This window comes from Erwinia sp. GW821-FHT03D09 (assembly GCF_059420805.1).
Map to the genome: position 1 here is coordinate 74,475 of NZ_JBWKUK010000003.1, position 19,521 is coordinate 93,995.

At 56.0% G+C, this 19,521-nt stretch carries 20 protein-coding genes; 17 read left to right on the forward strand and 3 right to left on the reverse strand.

Annotation, left to right across the window (positions count from 1 at the left end; translation table 11 throughout):
* Window positions 1–49: 49 nt before the first annotated feature.
* From accD to hisP, 10 genes are all read left to right on the forward strand, one after another.
* Entirely contained in the window at window positions 50–961 is a 912-nt protein-coding gene (gene accD, locus AC07U6_RS03565; protein WP_494763242.1) for an acetyl-CoA carboxylase, carboxyltransferase subunit beta, read from the forward strand.
* A 66-nt stretch (window positions 962–1,027) separates the two neighbouring features.
* On the forward strand, window positions 1,028–2,290 hold the full coding sequence (gene folC / locus AC07U6_RS03570) for a bifunctional tetrahydrofolate synthase/dihydrofolate synthase (RefSeq protein ID WP_494763241.1): 1,263 nt from the start codon (window positions 1,028–1,030) through the stop codon (window positions 2,288–2,290).
* A complete protein-coding gene (dedD, locus tag AC07U6_RS03575) occupies window positions 2,280–3,080 on the forward strand; it encodes a cell division protein DedD (protein ID WP_494763240.1) in 801 nt (266 codons plus the stop codon). Before folC ends, dedD begins: the two co-directional genes overlap by 11 nt.
* 294 nt (window positions 3,081–3,374) lie before the next feature.
* Complete coding sequence (cvpA, locus tag AC07U6_RS03580) at window positions 3,375–3,860, forward strand: colicin V production protein (RefSeq protein ID WP_105591244.1); 486 nt, start codon at window positions 3,375–3,377, stop codon at window positions 3,858–3,860.
* Window positions 3,861–3,895: 35 nt separating this feature from the next.
* Window positions 3,896–5,413, forward strand: a complete 1,518-nt coding sequence (purF, locus tag AC07U6_RS03585) for an amidophosphoribosyltransferase (protein WP_494763239.1) — start codon at window positions 3,896–3,898, stop codon at window positions 5,411–5,413.
* A gap of 69 nt (window positions 5,414–5,482) precedes the next feature.
* Window positions 5,483–6,052, forward strand: a complete 570-nt coding sequence (locus AC07U6_RS03590; protein ID WP_494763238.1) for a UbiX family flavin prenyltransferase — start codon at window positions 5,483–5,485, stop codon at window positions 6,050–6,052.
* A 261-nt stretch (window positions 6,053–6,313) separates the two neighbouring features.
* On the forward strand, window positions 6,314–7,096 hold the full coding sequence (argT, locus tag AC07U6_RS03595) for a lysine/arginine/ornithine ABC transporter substrate-binding protein ArgT (RefSeq protein ID WP_494763237.1): 783 nt from the start codon (window positions 6,314–6,316) through the stop codon (window positions 7,094–7,096).
* 74 nt (window positions 7,097–7,170) lie between these two features.
* Complete coding sequence (locus AC07U6_RS03600; RefSeq protein ID WP_494763236.1) at window positions 7,171–7,857, forward strand: histidine ABC transporter permease HisQ; 687 nt, start codon at window positions 7,171–7,173, stop codon at window positions 7,855–7,857.
* Window positions 7,854–8,570, forward strand: coding sequence for an ABC transporter permease (locus AC07U6_RS03605; protein WP_494763235.1), 717 nt, complete (start codon window positions 7,854–7,856; stop codon window positions 8,568–8,570). The genes AC07U6_RS03600 and AC07U6_RS03605 overlap by 4 nt, the downstream gene beginning before the upstream one ends.
* Before the next feature lie 8 nt (window positions 8,571–8,578).
* A complete protein-coding gene (gene hisP, locus AC07U6_RS03610; protein ID WP_494763234.1) occupies window positions 8,579–9,352 on the forward strand; it encodes a histidine ABC transporter ATP-binding protein HisP in 774 nt (257 codons plus the stop codon).
* Between the two features lie 168 nt (window positions 9,353–9,520).
* Here hisP and AC07U6_RS03615 read toward each other — a convergent pair whose 3' ends face one another.
* A complete protein-coding gene (locus tag AC07U6_RS03615) occupies window positions 9,521–10,426 on the reverse strand; it encodes a TIGR01777 family oxidoreductase (protein ID WP_494763233.1) in 906 nt (301 codons plus the stop codon).
* A gap of 245 nt (window positions 10,427–10,671) precedes the next feature.
* Here AC07U6_RS03615 and yfcF point away from each other — a divergent pair, with 245 nt between their 5' ends.
* The gene (gene yfcF / locus AC07U6_RS03620) at window positions 10,672–11,313 is read left to right on the forward strand and encodes a glutathione transferase (protein WP_494763232.1); all 642 of its coding nucleotides are present in this window, start codon (window positions 10,672–10,674) and stop codon (window positions 11,311–11,313) included.
* A 123-nt stretch (window positions 11,314–11,436) separates the two neighbouring features.
* On the forward strand, window positions 11,437–11,952 hold the full coding sequence (yfcD, locus tag AC07U6_RS03625; RefSeq protein ID WP_494763231.1) for an NUDIX hydrolase YfcD: 516 nt from the start codon (window positions 11,437–11,439) through the stop codon (window positions 11,950–11,952).
* A gap of 58 nt (window positions 11,953–12,010) precedes the next feature.
* Here yfcD and AC07U6_RS03630 read toward each other — a convergent pair whose 3' ends face one another.
* Entirely contained in the window at window positions 12,011–13,027 is a 1,017-nt protein-coding gene (locus AC07U6_RS03630) for a LacI family DNA-binding transcriptional regulator (RefSeq protein WP_494763230.1), read from the reverse strand.
* A 241-nt stretch (window positions 13,028–13,268) separates the two neighbouring features.
* Between AC07U6_RS03630 and AC07U6_RS03635 the strand changes: the two genes are divergently transcribed.
* From AC07U6_RS03635 to AC07U6_RS03655, 5 genes are all read left to right on the forward strand, one after another.
* A complete protein-coding gene (locus tag AC07U6_RS03635) occupies window positions 13,269–13,712 on the forward strand; it encodes a PTS sugar transporter subunit IIA (RefSeq protein WP_494763229.1) in 444 nt (147 codons plus the stop codon).
* A gap of 71 nt (window positions 13,713–13,783) precedes the next feature.
* Window positions 13,784–14,056: a PTS sugar transporter subunit IIB gene (locus tag AC07U6_RS03640; protein ID WP_105591255.1), complete on the forward strand. Its 273-nt coding sequence runs from the start codon at window positions 13,784–13,786 to the stop codon at window positions 14,054–14,056.
* Window positions 14,057–14,076: 20 nt separating this feature from the next.
* Window positions 14,077–15,468 (forward strand): PTS ascorbate transporter subunit IIC, encoded by a 1,392-nt coding sequence (locus AC07U6_RS03645; RefSeq protein WP_205066282.1) that lies wholly within the window; start codon window positions 14,077–14,079, stop codon window positions 15,466–15,468.
* Window positions 15,465–16,295 (forward strand): transketolase, encoded by an 831-nt coding sequence (locus AC07U6_RS03650; RefSeq protein ID WP_494763228.1) that lies wholly within the window; start codon window positions 15,465–15,467, stop codon window positions 16,293–16,295. The genes AC07U6_RS03645 and AC07U6_RS03650 overlap by 4 nt, the downstream gene beginning before the upstream one ends.
* Window positions 16,288–17,244: a transketolase family protein gene (locus AC07U6_RS03655; RefSeq protein WP_494763227.1), complete on the forward strand. Its 957-nt coding sequence runs from the start codon at window positions 16,288–16,290 to the stop codon at window positions 17,242–17,244. The genes AC07U6_RS03650 and AC07U6_RS03655 overlap by 8 nt, the downstream gene beginning before the upstream one ends.
* Window positions 17,245–17,376: 132 nt before the next feature.
* Here the strand turns inward: AC07U6_RS03655 and pta are convergent, their stop codons facing one another.
* Window positions 17,377–19,521: a phosphate acetyltransferase gene (pta, locus tag AC07U6_RS03660; protein WP_494763226.1), complete on the reverse strand. Its 2,145-nt coding sequence runs from the start codon at window positions 19,519–19,521 to the stop codon at window positions 17,377–17,379.

Sequence of the window (19,521 nt, forward strand, 5' to 3'; positions counted from 1 at the left end):
AAACTGGCTTACCCTGCGGGGAAACCAGGTTCAAACAGAAAGGTCATCAATGAGCTGGATTGAACGAATTCTCAATAAGAGCACAATCACCCCATCGCGTAAGGCAAGCATTCCTGAAGGTGTCTGGACCAAATGTGACAGCTGCGGACAGGTTCTTTACCGTGCCGAGCTGGAGCGTAATCTGGAAGTCTGCCCGAAATGCGATCATCATATGCGTATGCATGGACGTGAACGCCTGAACAGCCTGCTGGATGAAGGTTCAACCACTGAACTGGGCAGCGAGCTGGAACCAAAAGATGTGCTCAAGTTCCGGGATTCCAAAAAATATAAAGATCGTCTTGCGGCTGCTCAGAAAGCGACTGACGAAACCGACGCGCTGATCGTAATGAAAGGTACCCTGCACGGGATGCCGGTTGTTGCTGCGGCATTTGAGTTCTCCTTTATGGGTGGCTCAATGGGTTCTGTGGTTGGCGCGCGCTTCGTGCGTGCGGTTGAGCGGGCGCTGGAAGACAACTGCCCGATGATCTGCTTCTCCGCTTCCGGCGGTGCGCGTATGCAGGAAGCACTGATGTCGCTGATGCAGATGGCGAAAACCAGTGCTGCGCTGGCTAAGATGCAGGAGCGCGGTCTGCCGTACATCTCCGTGCTGACCGACCCGACCATGGGTGGCGTCTCTGCCAGCTTCGCGATGCTGGGCGATCTGAATATTGCTGAACCAAAAGCGCTGATCGGCTTTGCCGGCCCGCGCGTTATCGAACAGACGGTTCGTGAGAAACTGCCACCGGGCTTCCAGCGCAGTGAGTTCCTGATTGAAAAAGGTGCGATCGATATGATCGTTCGCCGCCCTGTTATGCGCTTCAAACTGGCCAGCCTGCTGGCTAAAATGATGAATCTGCCTGCCCCGCAGGAAGAAGAAATCAAAGAGGCCGAAGCGACCGGCCCACAGAGCCAAGAGGCCTGACCGATGATGAGAAAGAGGTCTTCGGGCCTCTTTCACCAATGAACCGTAACTTTGTGAACGGGACACATGGATAATCTTCTTCAAGCCGCGTCGCCTCTTGCCACGTGGCTTTATTATCTTGAGCATTTACACTCTCAGGCTATTGAACTCGGGCTGGATCGTATCCGTCGGGTTGCCACTTCACTCGATCTGTTAACACCCGCCCCGAAGGTCTTTACCGTTGCCGGTACGAACGGCAAGGGCACCACCTGCCGCACGCTGGAAACCGTACTGATGGCTGCCGGCTACCGCGTTGGCGTGTACAGCTCTCCACATTTAATCCGCTACACTGAACGTGTGCGCATTCAGGGTGAAGAGCTGGCCGAGTCGGCGCATACCGCGTCGTTTGCGGCCATTGAAGCCGGGCGCGGAGAGACCTCGTTGACCTATTTCGAATACGGCACGCTGTCGGCGCTGTGGCTGTTTAAGCAGGCGCAGCTGGACGTGGTCATTCTCGAAGTCGGTTTGGGTGGGCGGCTGGATGCGACCAATATCGTTGATGCGGACGTTGCGGCGATCACCAGCATTGCGCTGGACCACGTTGACTGGCTTGGCCCGGACCGCGAAAGCATCGGCCGTGAAAAGGCCGGTGTGTTTCGCCAGGGGAAACCGGCCATCGTCGGGGAACCGGATATGCCGTCAACCATTGCCGACGTAGCGCGCGAGGTTGGCGCGCAGCTGCAGCAGCGCGGTCGCGACTGGTCTTACAGCCTGACCGAAGGCGGCTGGTCGTTCCGCGATGCCTGCGGCAGCATTGACAACCTGCCGCTGCCGCAGGTGCCGTTACCGAACGCAGCCACCGCGCTGGCCGCACTGCGGGCGTCGGGGCTGTTGGTTGATGAGGCCACTATTCGTGCCAGCTTGCATCAGGCGATCCTGCCCGGTCGCTTCCAGATCGTGGCGCATAACCCGCAGGTGATTCTGGACGTGGCGCATAACCCGCACGCGGCGGCCTATCTTGCCGGGCGACTGGCAGAGCTGCCGCAGCGCGGGAAGGTGCATGCGGTAGTTGGGATGCTGCACGACAAAGATATCGCCGGGACGCTGGCCTGCCTCAGCCCGCAGGTCGATTACTGGTATTGTGCGCCGCTGGAAGGCCCGCGCGGTGCTTCTGCCGAGCAGCTGATCGCCCATCTTAGCGGGGCGCAGGCGTTTGATTCCGTGGCTGATGCGTGGCATCAGGCGATGCAGCAGGCGGCGGAACAGGACATTGTGCTGGTGTGTGGGTCATTCCACACCGTCGCACACGTAATGGAAACGATGACAGCGGAGAACGGCAGTGGCAAGTAAGTTTCAAAACCGTTTAGTCGGCACCGTTATTATTGTTGCACTGGGCGTGATCGTGCTGCCCGGTCTGCTGGATGGTAAAAAGAAACACTATAAGGAAGAGTTCGCGGCGATCCCGCTGGTGCCGAAACCAGGCGACCAGCAGGAAACCGAACTGGCGCCGCCGGTAACACAGTCGCTGCCGGCGCAGCCGCCGGAAGGGGCAAGCGAAGCGATCAGCCGTGCCGGCGGGGAAAATTCCTCGCAGGCCGACAGCGGATCGACCGCGCCGAAGTCGAACAATCAGCCCACGCTGGTTTCGCCGCCGCCGGTGCAGCAACAGCCGGTCCAGCAACCGGTACAGCCGCCGCCGCCGGTGCAGCAACAGCCGGTCCAGCAACCGGTACAGCCGCCGCCGAAAGTGGTTGAAAAGCCGAAGCCGGTAGAGAAAGTGAAACCGGTGGAAAAACCGAAGCCGGTTGAAAAGCCTCCTGTTCAGCAGCAACCTCAAACTCAGCCTAAGGTGGAAACGCCTGCTGAGAAACCGGCGGCCGCTGAAACAGCACCGACCGGCCAGGCGTATGTAGTCCAGCTGGGCGCGCTGAAAAATGCGGCCAAGGTAAACGAAATCGTCGCGCAGCTGCGGCTTTCCGGCTATCGTGCTTTCACGGTGCCAGCGACGCCGGTTGCCGGACAGATCACCCGTATCTACGTTGGGCCGGATGCGTCAAAAGCCAAAATGCAGGCGGCGGTTGGTGAGCTGCAGGGCATCACTGGTCTTGGCGGCGTCGTCAAAGCCTGGGGCGCACGCTAACCGTCGCGGTAGATTGTGCGGCCACAGCAATGGCTGTGACAGGTGCCACCCGTTGAAGAACGGCGTGGCACCTGGTTGCGTTTGGCCGAAGGCCGCGTGATTTAAAGCAAATCAACGAATTGCATTCTGGCGTCGTGAGCGGCAGGAATGTCGCCCACCTGCCGGTTTTTTCAGCGTTTCCGTTTATTTAAAACGACGCAGGAAAACCCTACGCAAACGTTTTCTTTTTCTGTTAGAATTCGCCCCGAACTGGATGCAGGGGCGTTTTCACGATTACTGTCACTGGAAGAGTTCATGGTCTGGATAGATAACGTCATTATTGCGGTTATAGCTTTTTCGGCTCTGGTTAGCCTGATCCGTGGGTTTATTCGGGAAGCACTTTCTCTCGTAACCTGGGGATGCGCATTCTTTGTCGCCAGTCATTACTTCTCTTACCTTGCCGTCTGGTTCACAGGATTTGAAGACGAGCTGATTCGGAATGGAATCGCCATTGCAGTGTTATTTGTTGCCACGCTAATCGTTGGCGCCATCGTTAACTATGTAATTGGTTCGCTGGTTGAGAAAACTGGCCTGTCGGGTACCGACAGAGTACTGGGCGTCTGTTTTGGGGCACTGCGTGGCGTACTGATTGTGGCCGCTATGCTGTTTTTCCTCGATACATTCACCGGCTTTTCCAAAAGCCTCGACTGGCAGCAGTCGAAGTTAATCCCTCAGTTCAGTTACATCATCGGGTGGTTCTTTGACTACCTGAAGAGCACGTCGAGTTTTTTGCCCCGGTAATCGCACCGGGGTTGCGGCTATGAGGAAATGTCAATATGTGCGGTATTGTCGGGATCGCCGGTTTTATGCCGGTCAACCAGTCGATTTATGACGCGTTAACGGTGCTTCAGCACCGTGGGCAGGATGCCGCAGGCATCGTTACCATTGATGCATTAAATTGCTTCCGCCTGCGTAAAGCAAACGGTCTGGTCAGCGATGTATTTGAAGCCCGCCACATGCAACGTATGCAGGGTAATATGGGTATCGGCCACGTGCGTTACCCAACCGCAGGAAGCTCCAGCGCTTCTGAAGCCCAGCCCTTCTATGTGAACTCTCCTTACGGGATTACACTGGCCCATAACGGCAACCTGACCAATGCGCACGAGCTGCGTAAAGAGCTGTTTGAAACCGGTCGCCGTCATGTCAACACCACGTCGGATTCTGAAATCCTGCTGAACATCTTTGCGCAGGAAGTGGATCGTTTCCAACAGGACCCGCTGGAAGCCGAAAATATCTTCTCCGCCGTTGCCGCCGTGCATCAGCGCGTTCGCGGTGCCTATGCCTGCGTGGCGATGATTATCGGTCACGGTCTGGTTGCCTTCCGCGATCCTAACGGCATTCGCCCGCTGGTGATCGGCAAGCGTGCGCTGGTCGATGGCCGCACCGAGTATATGGTGGCCTCTGAAAGCGTGGCGCTGGATACGCTGGGCTTTGAATTCCTGCGCGACGTAGCGCCGGGCGAAGCGGTCTACGTGACGGAAAAAGGCCAGCTGTTTACCCGCCAGTGCGCGGAAAATCCAAAGGTTAACCCGTGTCTGTTCGAGTACGTCTACTTCGCTCGCCCGGACTCTTTCCTCGACAAAATTTCGGTGTACAGCGCACGCGTGCGCATGGGCACCAAGCTGGGTGAAAAAATTGCCCGCGAGTGGGAAGATCTGGATATTGACGTGGTGATCCCCATCCCGGAAACCTCCTGCGATATCGCGCTGGAGATGGCACGTATTCTTGATAAGCCATACCGTCAGGGTTTTGTGAAAAACCGTTACGTTGGCCGTACCTTTATCATGCCGGGCCAGCAGCTGCGCCGCAGCGCGGTTCGCCGCAAGCTGAACGCCAACCGCGCCGAGTTTCGCGGTAAGAACGTGCTGCTGGTGGATGATTCCATCGTGCGCGGCACCACCTCCGAGCAGATTATCGAAATGGCCCGTGAAGCCGGGGCGAAAAAAGTCTACCTGGCGTCGGCGGCACCGGAAATCCGCTTCCCGAACGTCTACGGTATTGATATGCCCAGCGCCACCGAGCTGATCGCTCACGGCCGTGAAGTGGAAGAGATCCGCCAGCTGATCGGTGCCGATGCGTTGATTTTCCAGGACCTTGACGATCTGATCGACGCGGTGAAGGAAGAGAACCCGGATATCGCCCAGTTCGAATGTTCGGTGTTTAACGGCATTTACGTGACCAAAGACGTTGACCAGCAGTACCTTGAGTATCTGCAGTCGCTGCGTAACGATGATGCCAAAGCGATGGCGCGTCAGAACGAAGTTGAAAACCTGGAAATCCATAACGAAGGGTAAGCGCTTCGGGGTATAAGCAGGTAAGATGGGCCGGAAGCAATTCCGGCCCGTTTTTTTTAAGGATTTGGTATGAAAAGACTGATTATTGGCATTTCCGGTGCCAGCGGTGTGATCTATGGCATTCGCATGCTGCAGGTGTTACAGCAGGTCAGCGACGTAGAAACCCATCTGATAATGAGTCAGGCCGCTCGGCAAACGCTGGCGCTGGAAAGCGACTATACGCTGCGCGAGGTGCAGGCGCTGGCCGATGTGGTTCATGACGTGCGCGATATCGCCGCCAGTATCTCCTCCGGGTCGTTCAAAACCGAGGGCATGGCGATCCTGCCGTGCTCAATGAAAACTCTCTCCGGTATCGTACACAGCTACAGCGACGGGCTGCTGACCCGCGCGGCGGACGTGGTGCTGAAAGAGCGCCGCCGGCTGGTGCTCTGCGTGCGCGAAACGCCGCTGCATCTCGGCCATCTGCGGATGATGACCACCGCAGCGGAGCTGGGGGCGATTATCATGCCGCCGGTTCCGGCGTTTTATCACCGTCCGGAAAACGTGATGCAGATTGTTGACCAGACGGTAAACCGGGTGCTTGACCAGTTTGACATGACTCTGGACGAAGATCTGTTTACGCGGTGGCGGGGTGCATAGCGGCTGGTGCACTGCACTATGATGGTTCAAATGTTGGTGCTGAATCGCATTTTGTGCAGATGTTGCACCATTGTGAAACATTGTTGCCGCCAAGTGCTTTCAAACCTGTTATAAATCTCCCTGTAAACCGGGCAGTTACGCTGCCTTGTTCAACACGCTGAAAAAAGCGGACATTGCCACAAAATGTGGCATGAAATCTGCAAAACAAACTGCGTGGACAAACATCACGAATCCTATAATAAGACGACTCGAGGGTACTCTATGAAAAAGCAGGTCCTGGCTCTTTCCCTGTTGCTGGCAATCACCTCTGCAGGCAGCGCATTTGCTGCCGGTCCAAAAACGCTGCGCATCGGCACCGATCCAACCTATGCACCGTTTGAAATGAAAAATGCCCAGGGGCAGCTGGTAGGCTTTGATATCGATCTGGCCACCGAAATTTGTAAGCGTATGGAAACTAAATGTACCTTCGTGGAAAGCGACTTTGATGCGCTGATCCCGTCACTGAAAGCGAAGAAAATTGACGCTATCATCTCCTCGCTGTCGATCACCGAAAAACGCCAGCAGGAGATCGCCTTCTCAGAAAAACTGTACGCGGCCGACTCCCGTCTGATCGCGCCAAAAGGCTCTAACATCAGGCCCACGCTGGAATCCCTGAAGGGCAAAACCATCGGCCTGCTGCAGGGCACCACTCAGGAAACTTACGCCAACGATAACTGGCGTCCTAAGGGTGTAACCGTGACGCCATACGCTAACCAGGACCTGGTGTATCAGGATCTGACCGCGGGCCGTATCGATGCCGCCTTCCAGGATGAAGTTGCGGCCAGCGAAGGCTTCCTCAAGCAGCCAGCCGGTAAGGGTTACGCGTTTGCCGGTCCGTCAGTGAAAGATGAAAAAATCTTCGGTATCGGTACCGGTATGGGCATGCGTAAAGACGATCCCGAGCTGAAAGTGGCGATCGATAAAGCATTCGATGAAATTCGCAAAGATGGTACCTACGATAAGCTGGCAAAAAAATATTTCGACTTTAATGTATACGGCGATTAAGCCGTCCCTGTCTGTCAGCCTCACGGTGCTTGCGGTGAGGCTGCATTTTTGACCATAACGACAGGATAATATTTATGCTCTATGGCTATTCTGAAGTCATTTTTAAAGGTGCTCTGGTGACGCTGGAGCTGGCGCTGAGTTCGGTGATCCTCGCCGTGGTGCTGGGTTTAATTGGTGCCGGGGCAAAACTCTCTAATCACCGTCCGCTGGTGATGATTTTCGAAGGTTATACCACGCTGATCCGTGGCGTGCCCGACCTCGTTTTGATGCTGTTGATCTTCTACGGCCTGCAAATCATCCTTAACAACCTTACCGACCTGATGGGCATCGGGCAGTTTGATATCGATCCGATGGTCGCGGGGATCATTACCCTCGGCTTTATCTACGGAGCCTACTTCACTGAAACCTTCCGCGGTGCCTATATGGCGGTGCCGAAAGGACAGACAGAAGCGGCTACTGCCTACGGTTTCACGCCTTCGCAGACCTTCCGCCGCGTGCTGTTTCCCGGCATGATGCGCTATGCGCTGCCGGGTATCGGTAACAACTGGCAGGTTATTCTGAAAGCCACAGCGCTGGTTTCTCTCCTCGGGCTGGAGGACGTGGTCAAAGCGACGCAGCTGGCGGGAAAAACCACGTGGCAACCGTTTTACTTTGCTATCGTCGCCGGGGTGATTTATCTGATCTTTACCTCGTTGTCGAACGGCGTGCTGTGGTGGCTGGAACGTCGTTATACCGTGGGTGTGAAAAGGGCTGATTTATGATTGAGATTGTTCAGGAATACTGGAAAGCCCTGCTGTGGACCGACGGTTATCGCTTTACCGGCGTGGCAATGACCCTGTGGTTGCTGATTATTTCGGTGGTGCTGGGCGGCTGTATGGCGGTGTTTTTGTCAATTGCCCGCGTGTCGCAGCACAAAGCCGTGTGGTTCCCGGTGTGGCTGTTTACCTATGTGTTTCGCGGCACGCCGCTCTACGTGCAGCTGCTGGTGTTCTATTCCGGCATGTATACGCTGGAGATCGTCAAAGGCACCGAGATGCTGAATGCGTTTTTCCGCAGCGGGCTAAACTGTACGCTGCTGGCATTTACGCTGAACACCTGTGCCTATACCACGGAGATCTTTGCCGGGGCGATCCGCTCGGTTCCGCACGGTGAGATCGAGGCCGCGCGCGCCTACGGCTTCTCTACCTTCAAGCTCTACCGCTGCATTATCATGCCGTCGGCGCTGCGCACCGCGCTGCCGGCCTACAGTAATGAAGTGATCCTGATGCTGCACTCTACGGCGCTGGCGTTTACCGCCACCGTGCCGGACCTGCTAAAGGTGGCGCGCGATATTAACTCGGCAACCTACCAGCCGTTTATCGCCTTCGGACTGGCGGCGGTGCTGTATCTGATTATTTCCTATGTGCTCATCAGCCTGTTCCGCAAAGCGGAAAAACGCTGGCTGGCACACGTTAAACCTTCATTGTCACACTGAGTAAAACTATGGCTGAAAATAAATTAAGCGTTGCCGAACTGCACAAACGCTATGGTGAACATGAGGTGCTGAAGGGCGTTTCGCTACGGGCCAATGCCGGCGATGTCATCAGTATTATCGGCTCTTCCGGTTCGGGGAAAAGTACCTTCCTGCGCTGCATTAACTTTCTGGAGAAGCCAAGCGAAGGCACTATCTCGGTTAACAATGAAAACATTCATCTGGTGCGTGATAAAGACGGCCAGCTGAAAGTGTTAAACAAAGAACAGCTGCGTACGCTGCGTACCCGGCTGACAATGGTGTTCCAGCACTTCAACCTGTGGAGCCACATGACGGTGCTGGAGAACGTGATGGAAGCGCCGATTCAGGTGCTGGGGCTGGCCAGAAGCGAAGCGCGGGAGCGGGCTATTCGCTACCTGGATAAGGTCGGCATCGACGAACGCGCACGGGCTAAATACCCGGTGCATCTCTCCGGCGGCCAGCAGCAGCGCGTATCCATTGCCCGCGCGCTGGCGATGGAGCCGGAGGTACTGCTGTTTGATGAACCGACCTCGGCGCTGGACCCGGAACTGGTTGGCGAAGTGCTGCGCATTATGCAGAAACTGGCCGAAGAGGGGAAAACCATGGTGGTAGTGACGCATGAGATGGAGTTTGCCCGTCATGTCTCCAGCCACGTGATTTTCCTGCATCAGGGAAAAATTGAAGAGGAAGGCGCGCCGGGCGAGCTGTTTAATAACCCGAAAAGCACCCGCCTGCAGCAGTTTTTATCCGGTGCTCTGAAGTAAGATACCCCCAGGGGGAAGGCCCGTGCGGCGCTTCCCCTGCTAACCGCCTGTTATCTGCTTAACGGCGTATTATTCACCGTGCAATCCTGCTCTGGCATGTGAAGCGACGGGCAGGATGCCTGTAGGGTGCGTTGGCTGACCTAAACCCGATGGTAATACGTCAGGGGTTTATTTTTTACTGTCGATCACATCAGCCAGCGCCTCATCTAACTCATACCAGCGGAAACGAAAGCCGGACGCCTCCAGCCGTTGCGGCAGCACGTGCTGCCCGCCGAGTACCAGCACCGCGGATTCCCCCATCAACAGGCGAATCGCGCTGGCTGGGGTACGTACAAATGCAGGCCGATGCATGGCTTCGCCCAGCGCTGCGGCAAACTGCTCATTGCGTACCGCATAGGGGGCGACAAGATTAAATGGCCCGCTTAGCGTCGGATGCTCCAGCAGCCAGAGAATGCCGTTCAGCATATCGTCGATATGGAGCCACGGCAAAAACTGCTTGCCGCTGCCGAGTGGCCCGCCAATGCCCATTTTAAACGGCAGCTTCATCTTCTCCAGCGCACCGCCGGAGCGACTCAGCACCACGCCGGTACGCAGCAGACAGACGCGGGTCCGTTCGCTCGCCGCCAGCATCGCCAGTTTTTCCCAGGTATCGCACAGGCGATGGGTAAACTCATCGTGGCCAGGATCGTCTTCGGTCACCACCAGCTCGCCGGTATTACCGTAAAAACCGGTGGCGGAACCCGATATCAGCACGGCAGGCGGCGAGCTGCTGGCAGAAATTAATGCGGCCAGCCGTTCGGTGATCTGCCAGCGGCTGCGGCACAGCAGCTGTTTCTGCGCCTCGCTCCAGCGTTTGGCGGCAATCGGCTCTCCGGCCAGATTAATCACTGCATCAATGCCGTTGAGATCGCGCTGCTTCTCCAGCCCTGACCACAGCCGGACTTTCTCGCCGAGTTTTTCCCTTGCGCCAGCCACATCGCGGGTCACCACGCTGACTTCGTGACCGGCCTGAAGCAGACGGGCAACGAGCGGCTGGCCGATTAGCCCGGTACCGCCGGTGAGCAGAATATGCATGCTGTTTATCCTTTTCAGTGGTTCGCTGTTACGGTCACTTTCAGCATAGGTGAAGATAGCTTTGCTACCTGTGACGATGCGCACGGTGGCTGATAACAATAGATTTTTAACCCATTCAGGGCAGGCAAACCGTACCGATGATTGCTGCCATTCTGATTTGCCAGCTAACTCACAAGAGATGTTTGCCTTCGGCCGAAAAACCAGCTAAACAGGTGTTTCAATCCGTAACCGTCGAAGGACGCCTGATGAGTCACCCGAATATTATTCTGTGGTCAGATGCTAACTATTTTAGTCCGTATGTGATGTCAGTTTACGTTGCACTCAGTGAGAAAGGTCTGCCCTTTGCGCTGAAGCGCATCGACCTGGCCCGCGAAGAACACCATCAGCGGGCCTACGGTGATATATCGCTTACACGCCGCGTTCCGACACTTCAGGTTGATGATTTTCTGCTTTCCGAATCATCGGCGATCGCTGAGTACCTTGAAGATCGCTTTCCTCCACCCGAATATGAGCGCCTTTATCCCCGCGATCGCGAAAAACGCGCCAGAGCACGTGAGCTGCAGGCCTGGCTGCGCAGTGATTTGATGCCTATCCGCCAGCAGCGCCCAACGGAAGTGCTGTTTGCCGGCGCGCGTCTGGCACCGCTGGACGAGGCCGGGCAGGCCAGTGCCGAAAGATTGATTGCAGCCGCCGAGCGTTTACTTCCTGCTGGCCAGCAAAATCTGTTTGGCGAATGGACCATTGCCGACACTGATTTTGCCGTGATGCTGAATCGTCTGGCACTGCACGGCGACGCTTTGCCGCAGCGGATTGCCGACTATGCAAATTTCCAGTGGCAGCGCGCCTCCGTGCAGCTGTGGCTGGCGGAATCGGCTAAACTGGCCTGAGCTGAATGCGCACAAATGGATGATTGCGTCACGGGGCGTTAATCATTAATTTAGGCGGATCGCGCTGCGCCGCGAATAATAATGACCAAACGGCGCATAGCGCCAGAACAAAAAGGGATACGGATGGTGGAGCAAGAGCCAGGCATTGAGTGGGTCGATATCGTTAATGAAGATAACGAGGTCATCGCCCAATCCAGCCGAGCACAGATGCGTGCCCAGTGTTTACGACACCGGGCTACCTATATCGTGGTTCACGATGGCATGGGTAAAATTCTGGTACAGCGTCGTACCGAGATTAAAGATTTTATGCCGGGCATGCTGGACGCTACGGCTGGCGGCGTGGTGCAGAGCGGCGAAGTGATGCTGGAATCTGCACGGCGTGAAGCGGAAGAAGAACTGGGTATCGCTGCCGTACCTTTCGCTGAGCACGGCCTGTTTTACTACGAAGATGAACACTGCCGCGTCTGGGGCGGTCTGTTCAGCTGCGTTTCTCACGGCCCGTTCGCTATGCAGGAAGAGGAAGTGGATGAAATTTTCTGGATGACGCCGGAAGAAATTACCTCACGCTGCGATGAGTTTACCGCCGACTCGCTGAAAGCCCTGTCGCTGTGGCTGACCCGCAACAGCGAAGGTGAGTAATCGCTGATTTTGCGGATATCGGGGCGCAGCGCAGGCTGCGCCCCATTTCTTTTCCTCGCTAGCAGCTGTCGCGCAGGCACAGCCTGGGCGCCAGCGGTTTCCCCTCCCATGGTTCCTCTTCCAACCTTGCCAGCAGCGCTTTACCTGCGTTGATGCCGATCTGTAGATGGGGGATGGCGACGGTGGTCAGGGGAGGTTGGCAAACCTGGCTGACGTCGCTGTTGCCGTAGCCGACAACGGCTAAATCACCCGGCACCTTGATACGTCGCCGCTGGCACTCGTACATCACGCCGCAGGCCAGTTCGTCGGAAACACAGACCAGCGCATCCAGCTCCGGCCAGTTGAGGATAAATTCCGGCAGCTGCCGCGCCCCGGCGGAAAAGCTGGCGGGCGTGGCGGCGTTGATCACCCGATGCGGCGACATATGATGGCGCAGCATCGCCTTATGCCAACCGCGCAGGTGCTGCTGAAACAGACGCTGCTCCTGGCTGGCGCACAGCAGCCCGATATTCTGATAGCCGCGCTCGGCCAGCAGGCAGGTCAGTTGAAACATCCCTTCAACGTTATCAATACCGATATTCATATCCAGCGGATCGGTGCGAATTGAGCCGATTTCCATCACCGGTATGCGGGCGGAACTGAGCCACTGGCGCAGATTCGGGCCATGTTCAACGCTGAGCAGGATCACCGCTGCCAGGTTCCACGACAGCAGTGTTTCCAGCAGCGCTTCCTCATTTTCCAGACGATGATGCGATTCGGTAAGCATAATCTGATAGCCAGCGGGTTGCAGAACCTGCTGCAGCCCGGCAAACATCGCTGAGCATCCGGCCTCGGCCAGGCCGGGAACCACCATGGCGATGGTTCGCGAAGAGGCGGAAGCCAGAGCGCTGGCGGCAAGATTAGGCAGATAGCCCAGTTCATTTACCGCAGCTTCAATTTTTTCTCTCAGCTTGTCGGAAACCTGGCCAGGGGTGCGCAACGCGCGTGAAACGGTCATCGTTCCCACCCCGGCAAGATTGGCGACATCGGTCAGTGTTACCCGCCCCGTACCGCGTCGTTTTCGATTAACTGACATGGCTGTTTCCGTTTTTGCGTCCGTTTAGCTGTCAATTTACCAGCATCTGCAAAGAACATGTTAGTCGTCAGGTTATTGGTTTAGTGAAAAATCGGCTAACGTCCTGCTCTTTATGATAGCGCTATCACAAATCTACTGAATAACTTTTGATAGCGCTATCTTTGTGAGAATAGTCACGGATGATTATTTATCCGTTGATTACAGTTTGTTCACCCAGCGCAAAATGAAAACAGGAGGGGGCGTGTTAAATCACTGGTTGCACGATGGCACCATCCAGCTGGCTGATGAAATATCCGACTGGCAGCAGGCACTGCAATTATGTGCCGGACCCTTGCTGAAAGCAGGCGTGATTAATAGCGACTACGTTCCGGCGATTATTCGCAGCCATCAGCAGTTGGGGCCTTATTATGTGTTAGCGCCCGGACTGGCTATGCCGCATGCACGACCGGAGGAAGGGGCCTGCAAAATGGGGCTGTCGCTGCTTAAACTGCGGCGCGGCATTAATTTTGGTGCAGGAGAATTTGACCCGGTGAATCTTATTGTGATGCTGGCAGCGAAAGACAGTCATTCGCATATTACGATGTTATCGAGCCTCAGTGAGTTATTTTCCAATGACAAGGCGCTGGAAGACCTGCACTGCGCTACAACGCGGGAGGAAATAAAAAAAGTTATCGCTCCATTCTGAATAATTTCGAAAAATAATGACGCTGTGCTTTTATCGGCATGGTTCCGTTCGACTGTAAATAAGGTGGCGTTATGAGAATTATGGCCGTATGCGGTTCAGGTCTTGGCAGCAGCTTTATGGTTGAAATGAATATCAAAAAAGTGCTGAAGAAACTTAATATTGAAGCGGAGGTAGAGCACTCTGACCTCTCATCGGCGACGCCCGGCGCGGCGGATCTGTTTGTGATGGCGCGGGATATCGCGGAAAGCGCCAATGTGCCGCCCGACAGGCTGGTGGTGCTGAAAAGTATTATCGACATGACGGAGCTGGAAACAAAACTCAAGGAATATTTCTCTTCCCATTAATCCTTCGAAGCGAGGCGGATATGATTATCCAGGAAACGCTGAAGTTTGTGGTAGATATATTAAAAGTTCCCTCTGTACTGGTGGGGCTGATCGCCATGATTGGCCTGATTGCTCAAAAAAAACCTTTTACTGATGTGGTAAAAGGCACAGTAAAAACAATACTCGGCTTTATTGTTCTGGGCGGTGGTGCCACCGTGCTGGTCAGCTCACTCAATCCCTTAGGGGGAATGTTTGAGCACGCATTTAATATTCAGGGGATTATTCCAAATAACGAAGCGATAGTCTCTATTGCGTTAGAAAAATACGGAGCCTCTACTGCGCTGATTATGGCATTCGGGATGGTGGCGAATATCATTGTTGCCCGATTTACCCGCCTTAAATATATCTTTCTCACCGGGCATCATACGTTTTATATGGCCTGCATGATCGCGGTTATTCTCAGCGTGGCGGGCTTTGATGGCGTGCTGCTGGTATTTACCGGCGCGCTGACGCTGGGGCTGATAATGGCGATTTTCCCGGCCATCGCTCAGCGCTATATGCGGCAGATCACCGGCAATGATGATATCGGTTTCGGCCATTTCGGCACGATTGGTTATGTACTGGCCGGCTGGATCGGCAGTAAAACCGGTAAAAGCTCGCGCTCTACCGAAGAGATGAACCTCCCGAAAAATCTGAGCTTCCTGCGCGACAGTTCTATCTCCATCTCCCTGACCATGATCGTTATTTATATGATTATGGCCTTCTGCGCCGGGAGTGAATACGTAGAATCGCAGCTCAGCGGCGGCCAGAACTTCCTGGTGTACGCCATCATCCAGGCTATTACCTTCGCCGCCGGGGTGTTTATCATTCTGCAGGGCGTGAGGCTGATTCTGGCAGAGATTGTCCCCGCTTTTACCGGCTTCTCGGAAAAACTGGTGCCCAACGCGCGTCCCGCCCTCGACTGTCCGGTGGTTTACCCTTATGCGCCCAACGCGGTGCTGATTGGCTTCCTGTTCAGCTTCCTTGGCGGGCTGGTGGGGCTGTTCCTGCTGGGCCAGCTTAAGCTGGTGCTGATCCTGCCCGGCGTGGTGCCGCACTTCTTTACCGGTGCCACCGCAGGCGTCTTTGGCAATGCCACTGGCGGCCGGCGCGGTGCGATGTGTGGGGCATTTGCCAACGGCCTGCTGATCACCTTCCTGCCGGTACTGCTGCTGCCGGTGCTGGGCGCGCTTGGCTTTGCCAATACCACCTTCTCGGATGCCGACTTCGGCGTGGTGGGCATCATCCTGGGTAACCTGGCGCAGTATCTGTCGAAAGAGATGATTACCGTGGTGATTGTCGGCATCTTCGCGCTGCTGGTGCTGCATAACCTGTTCCGCAAACCTAAACCCGCTAACGATGGCAGCAAAAATGATACGGAGGTCAATCCATGAATATCCGAGAACTGACGCAGTTAGCCAAAGACATCCGCCTGGAAACCCTTAAGGCGCTAACCCATCTGGGTTTTGGTCACTACGGTGGCAGCATGTCAGTGGTGGAAACCCTGGCGGTACTTTACGGTGATGTGATGCGTATCGATCCGGGCGATCCGGACTGGCCTGAACGCGACTATTTTGTGTTGTCGAAGGGGCATGCCGGACCGGCGCTGTACAGCACGCTGGCGATAAAAGGATATTTTCCGCGCGAGCAGCTATCCACGCTGAATGAAAACGGAACGCTGCTGCCAAGCCACCCGGACCGGTTGAAAACACGCGGCGTGGATGCGACCACCGGTTCACTGGGACAGGGGATCTCGATTGCTGCGGGTATGGCGCTCTCCCACAAGCTGGCTGGCCGCAGCAACCGCGTTTTCTGCATTGTCGGTGATGGCGAGCTGAATGAGGGGCAGTGCTGGGAAGCGTTTCAGTTTATTGCTCACCACAAGCTGAACAACCTGACCGTGCTGGTGGACTGGAACAAGCAGCAGCTGGACGGCACGCTCGATGAAGTGATTCAGCCGTTCGATCTGGCGGAAAAATTCACTGCCTTTGGTTTTGAGGCGCAGACCGTACCCGGTGCCGATATCCCCGCGCTGTACGATGCGCTGAAACCGGTCAGGGAGGCGCAGGAGCGGCCGCTGGCTATTGTCCTCGACAGTATTAAAGGGCAGGGGGTGCCGTGGCTTGAGCAGTTAAGTAACAGCCACCACCTGCGCCTGACGCCGGAGCAGCGGCAGGCTATTGATGCTGAAATTGCCGCCCTGGAGGCCACCCATGACTGAGATATCTGCTGTAGCGCTTGAGCGTGATACCACTGAAATGCGTAAAGTTTACGCCAACTTCATTCGTGAGCAGGTTTCCGCCGGAACGCCGGTGATTGCGCTGGAAGCCGATCTGATGAGTTCGATGGCGATGGACGGCGTGCAGCGGGACTGGCCGCAGCACGTTATCAACTGCGGCATTATGGAGGCTAACGTGATTGGCGTTTCGGCCGGTCTGTCGCTGACCGGGCGCACACCGTTTGTGCATACCTTCACCGCTTTTGCCAGCCGCCGCTGTTTCGATCAGCTGTTTATGGCGCTCGATTATCAAAAGAACAACGTTAAGGTGATTGCCTCCGATGCGGGCGTGACGGCCTGCCACAACGGCGGCACGCATATGTCGTTTGAAGATATGGGTATTGTGCGCGGCCTGGCAAACTCCGTGGTGATGGAAGTCACCGATGCGACGATGTTCCGCGATATTTTGCAGCAGCTGGCGACGCTGCGCGGTTTTTACTGGGTGCGTACCATCCGTAAGCAGGCGGCAAAAATTTATCCGGAAGGCACGCGTTTTACCATTGGCAAGGGCAATGTGCTGCGCGACGGCAGTGATATTACGCTTATCGCCAACGGCATCATGGTGGCTGAAGCGCTGATGGCCGCCGATCGGCTGGCGGAGCAGGGCGTTAGCGCAGCGGTGATCGATATGTTTACCCTCAAGCCGATCGACCGCATGCTGGTTAAAAACTATGCGGAGAAAACTGGACGGATCGTGACCTGTGAAAATCACAGTATTCATAACGGGCTGGGGTCGGCGGTGGCGGAGGTGCTGGTGGAAAGCTGCCCGGTGCCGATGCGTCGGGTTGGCGTGAAGGAGCGCTATGGTCAGGTGGGAACCCAGGAGTGGCTTCAGCAGGAGTATGGGCTGACGGCGGATGAGATTGTGGCCGCGGCGCGTGAATTGCTGTAGGAGGGATTATTTGTGGATTGCAGGCAATCCACAGCCCTGTGCTCAGCCATAAAAAAGCCGCTATCCCAAAAGATAACGGCTTTAATCGATCGGCATCAGGCCGTAAGACCTGCTACTGCATCAGGGCTTAAATCAACCCTCAGCCTGCCTGGACTGAATCGCCGTCAGGGCGATGGTGTAGACAATATCATCCACCAGTGCACCGCGAGACAGGTCGTTCACCGGCTTACGCATACCCTGCAGCATTGGACCGATGGAAATCAGATCCGCAGAACGCTGTACCGCTTTGTACGTAGTGTTACCGGTGTTCAGATCCGGGAAGATGAACACGGTAGCACGGCCGGCAACCGGGGAGTTTGGCGCCTTAGACTTGGCAACATCGTCCATGATCGCGGCGTCATACTGCAGTGGACCATCGATAACCAGATCGGGGCGTTTTTCCTGCGCGATACGTGTCGCTTCACGCACTTTCTCAACGTCGCTACCGGCACCGGAGTTACCGGTAGAGTAGGAGATCATCGCAACGCGCGGCTCGATGCCGAAGGCAGTCGCGGAATCCGCTGACTGAATGGCGATCTCTGCCAGCTGTTCCGGGTTCGGGTCCGGGTTAATGGCGCAGTCGCCGTAAACCAGAACCTGCTCAGGCAGCAGCATGAAGAACACGGAAGAAACCAGCGAACTGTTTGGTGCGGTCTTGATCAGCTGCAGCGGTGGACGGATGGTATTCGCCGTGGTGTGCACCGCACCGGAAACCAGACCGTCAACTTCGCCACCTTCCAACATCATGGTGCCGAGCATCACGTTGTCTTCCAGCTGCTCCTGAGCAACCACTTCGGTCATGCCCTTGCTCTTACGCAGTTCAACCAGGCGAGCCACGTAGTTTTCACGCACCACCGCCGGGTCAACAATCTCGATACCTTTGCCCAGTTCAACGCCCTGCGCAGCCGCTACGCGCTGGATTTCATCCGGATTACCCAGAAGAATACAGGTGGCGATGCCTCGCTCGGCACAGATCGCTGCCGCTTTCACGGTACGCGGCTCGTCGCCTTCCGGCAGAACGATACGCTTACCGGCTTTACGCGCCAGCTCGGTCAGCTGGTAGCGGAAGGCTGGCGGAGACAGACGACGGCTGCGCTCGGAAGCCGCAGTCAGCGACTCAACCCACTCGGCGTCGATATGGCTGGCAACGTATTCCTGCACGCGCTCAATGCGCTGAGTATCGTCGGTTGGCACTTCCAGGTTGAAGCTCTGCAGGCTCAGGGAAGTCTGCCAGGTGTTGGTATCCACCATAAATACCGGCAGGCCAGTCTGGAAGGCACGCTCGCACAGCTTCTGGATAGGGGCATCAATCGCATAGCCACCGGTCAGCAGGATCGCACCAATTTCCACGCCGTTCATGGCGGCCAGGCAGGCGGCAACCAGCACGTCAGGACGGTCCGCAGAGGTCACCAGCAGCGAGCCCGGGCGGAAATGCTCCAGCATATGCGGCAGGCTACGTGCGCAGAAGGTCACTGACTTGATGCGACGGGTCTGAATATCACCTTCGTTAATGATACGTGCATTAAGGTGGCGGCTCATGTCGATAGCACGGGTGGCAATCAGATCGAAGCTCCACGGCACGCAGCCCAGAACCGGCAGCGGGCTGTTAGCAAATAGCTGTTTCGGATCGATATTGGCGACGTTGGCCTTGGTGGAATCATCAAAGATTTCGGACAGATCCGGGCGGGTGCGGCCCTGTTCGTCCACCGGTGCGTTCAGTTTGTTGATGATCACGCCGGTAATGTTTTTATTTTTTCCGCCGCCGAAGCTGCTTTGGGTCAGCTCGATGCGCTCTTTCAGCTGCGCCGGAGAATCGTTGCCCAGCGCCATGACGAACACAATTTCAGCATTCAGCGTTTTCGCAATTTCATAGTTCAGCGACTGCGCGAACTGATGCTTGCGCGTTGGCACCAGACCTTCCACCAGCACCACTTCCGCATCGCGGGTGTTTTCGTGGTAGCGGGCGATGATCTCTTCCATCAGCACGTCCTGCTGGTTGGAACCCAGCAGAGATTCCACGCGGCTCATTGCCATCGGCTCGGCGGCCGGGATGCTGGAGTTTTTGCGGATGATGGTGGTGGTTTGATCGGGCGCATTGCCGCCGGTACGCGGCTGAGCGATCGGTTTGAACACGCTCAAACGAACGCCTTTACGTTCCATAGCACGAATTACGCCCAGACTGACGCTGGTCAGGCCGACGCTGGTGCCGGTAGGGATTAACATAATAGTACGAGACAC

Coding starts and splice junctions, on each gene's coding strand:
- AC07U6_RS03630 (WP_494763230.1), bottom strand. CDS start 13,027: ATGTCAGTTAATCGAAAACGACGCGGTACGGGGCGGGTAACACTGACC.
- AC07U6_RS03600 (WP_494763236.1), top strand. CDS start 7,171: ATGCTCTATGGCTATTCTGAAGTCATTTTTAAAGGTGCTCTGGTGACG.
- folC (WP_494763241.1), top strand. CDS start 1,028: ATGGATAATCTTCTTCAAGCCGCGTCGCCTCTTGCCACGTGGCTTTAT.
- AC07U6_RS03615 (WP_494763233.1), bottom strand. CDS start 10,426: ATGCATATTCTGCTCACCGGCGGTACCGGGCTAATCGGCCAGCCGCTC.
- AC07U6_RS03590 (WP_494763238.1), top strand. CDS start 5,483: ATGAAAAGACTGATTATTGGCATTTCCGGTGCCAGCGGTGTGATCTAT.
- hisP (WP_494763234.1), top strand. CDS start 8,579: ATGGCTGAAAATAAATTAAGCGTTGCCGAACTGCACAAACGCTATGGT.
- purF (WP_494763239.1), top strand. CDS start 3,896: ATGTGCGGTATTGTCGGGATCGCCGGTTTTATGCCGGTCAACCAGTCG.
- yfcD (WP_494763231.1), top strand. CDS start 11,437: ATGGTGGAGCAAGAGCCAGGCATTGAGTGGGTCGATATCGTTAATGAA.
- cvpA (WP_105591244.1), top strand. CDS start 3,375: ATGGTCTGGATAGATAACGTCATTATTGCGGTTATAGCTTTTTCGGCT.
- AC07U6_RS03640 (WP_105591255.1), top strand. CDS start 13,784: ATGAGAATTATGGCCGTATGCGGTTCAGGTCTTGGCAGCAGCTTTATG.
- yfcF (WP_494763232.1), top strand. CDS start 10,672: ATGAGTCACCCGAATATTATTCTGTGGTCAGATGCTAACTATTTTAGT.
- AC07U6_RS03655 (WP_494763227.1), top strand. CDS start 16,288: ATGACTGAGATATCTGCTGTAGCGCTTGAGCGTGATACCACTGAAATG.
- AC07U6_RS03645 (WP_205066282.1), top strand. CDS start 14,077: ATGATTATCCAGGAAACGCTGAAGTTTGTGGTAGATATATTAAAAGTT.
- AC07U6_RS03605 (WP_494763235.1), top strand. CDS start 7,854: ATGATTGAGATTGTTCAGGAATACTGGAAAGCCCTGCTGTGGACCGAC.
- accD (WP_494763242.1), top strand. CDS start 50: ATGAGCTGGATTGAACGAATTCTCAATAAGAGCACAATCACCCCATCG.
- argT (WP_494763237.1), top strand. CDS start 6,314: ATGAAAAAGCAGGTCCTGGCTCTTTCCCTGTTGCTGGCAATCACCTCT.
- AC07U6_RS03650 (WP_494763228.1), top strand. CDS start 15,465: ATGAATATCCGAGAACTGACGCAGTTAGCCAAAGACATCCGCCTGGAA.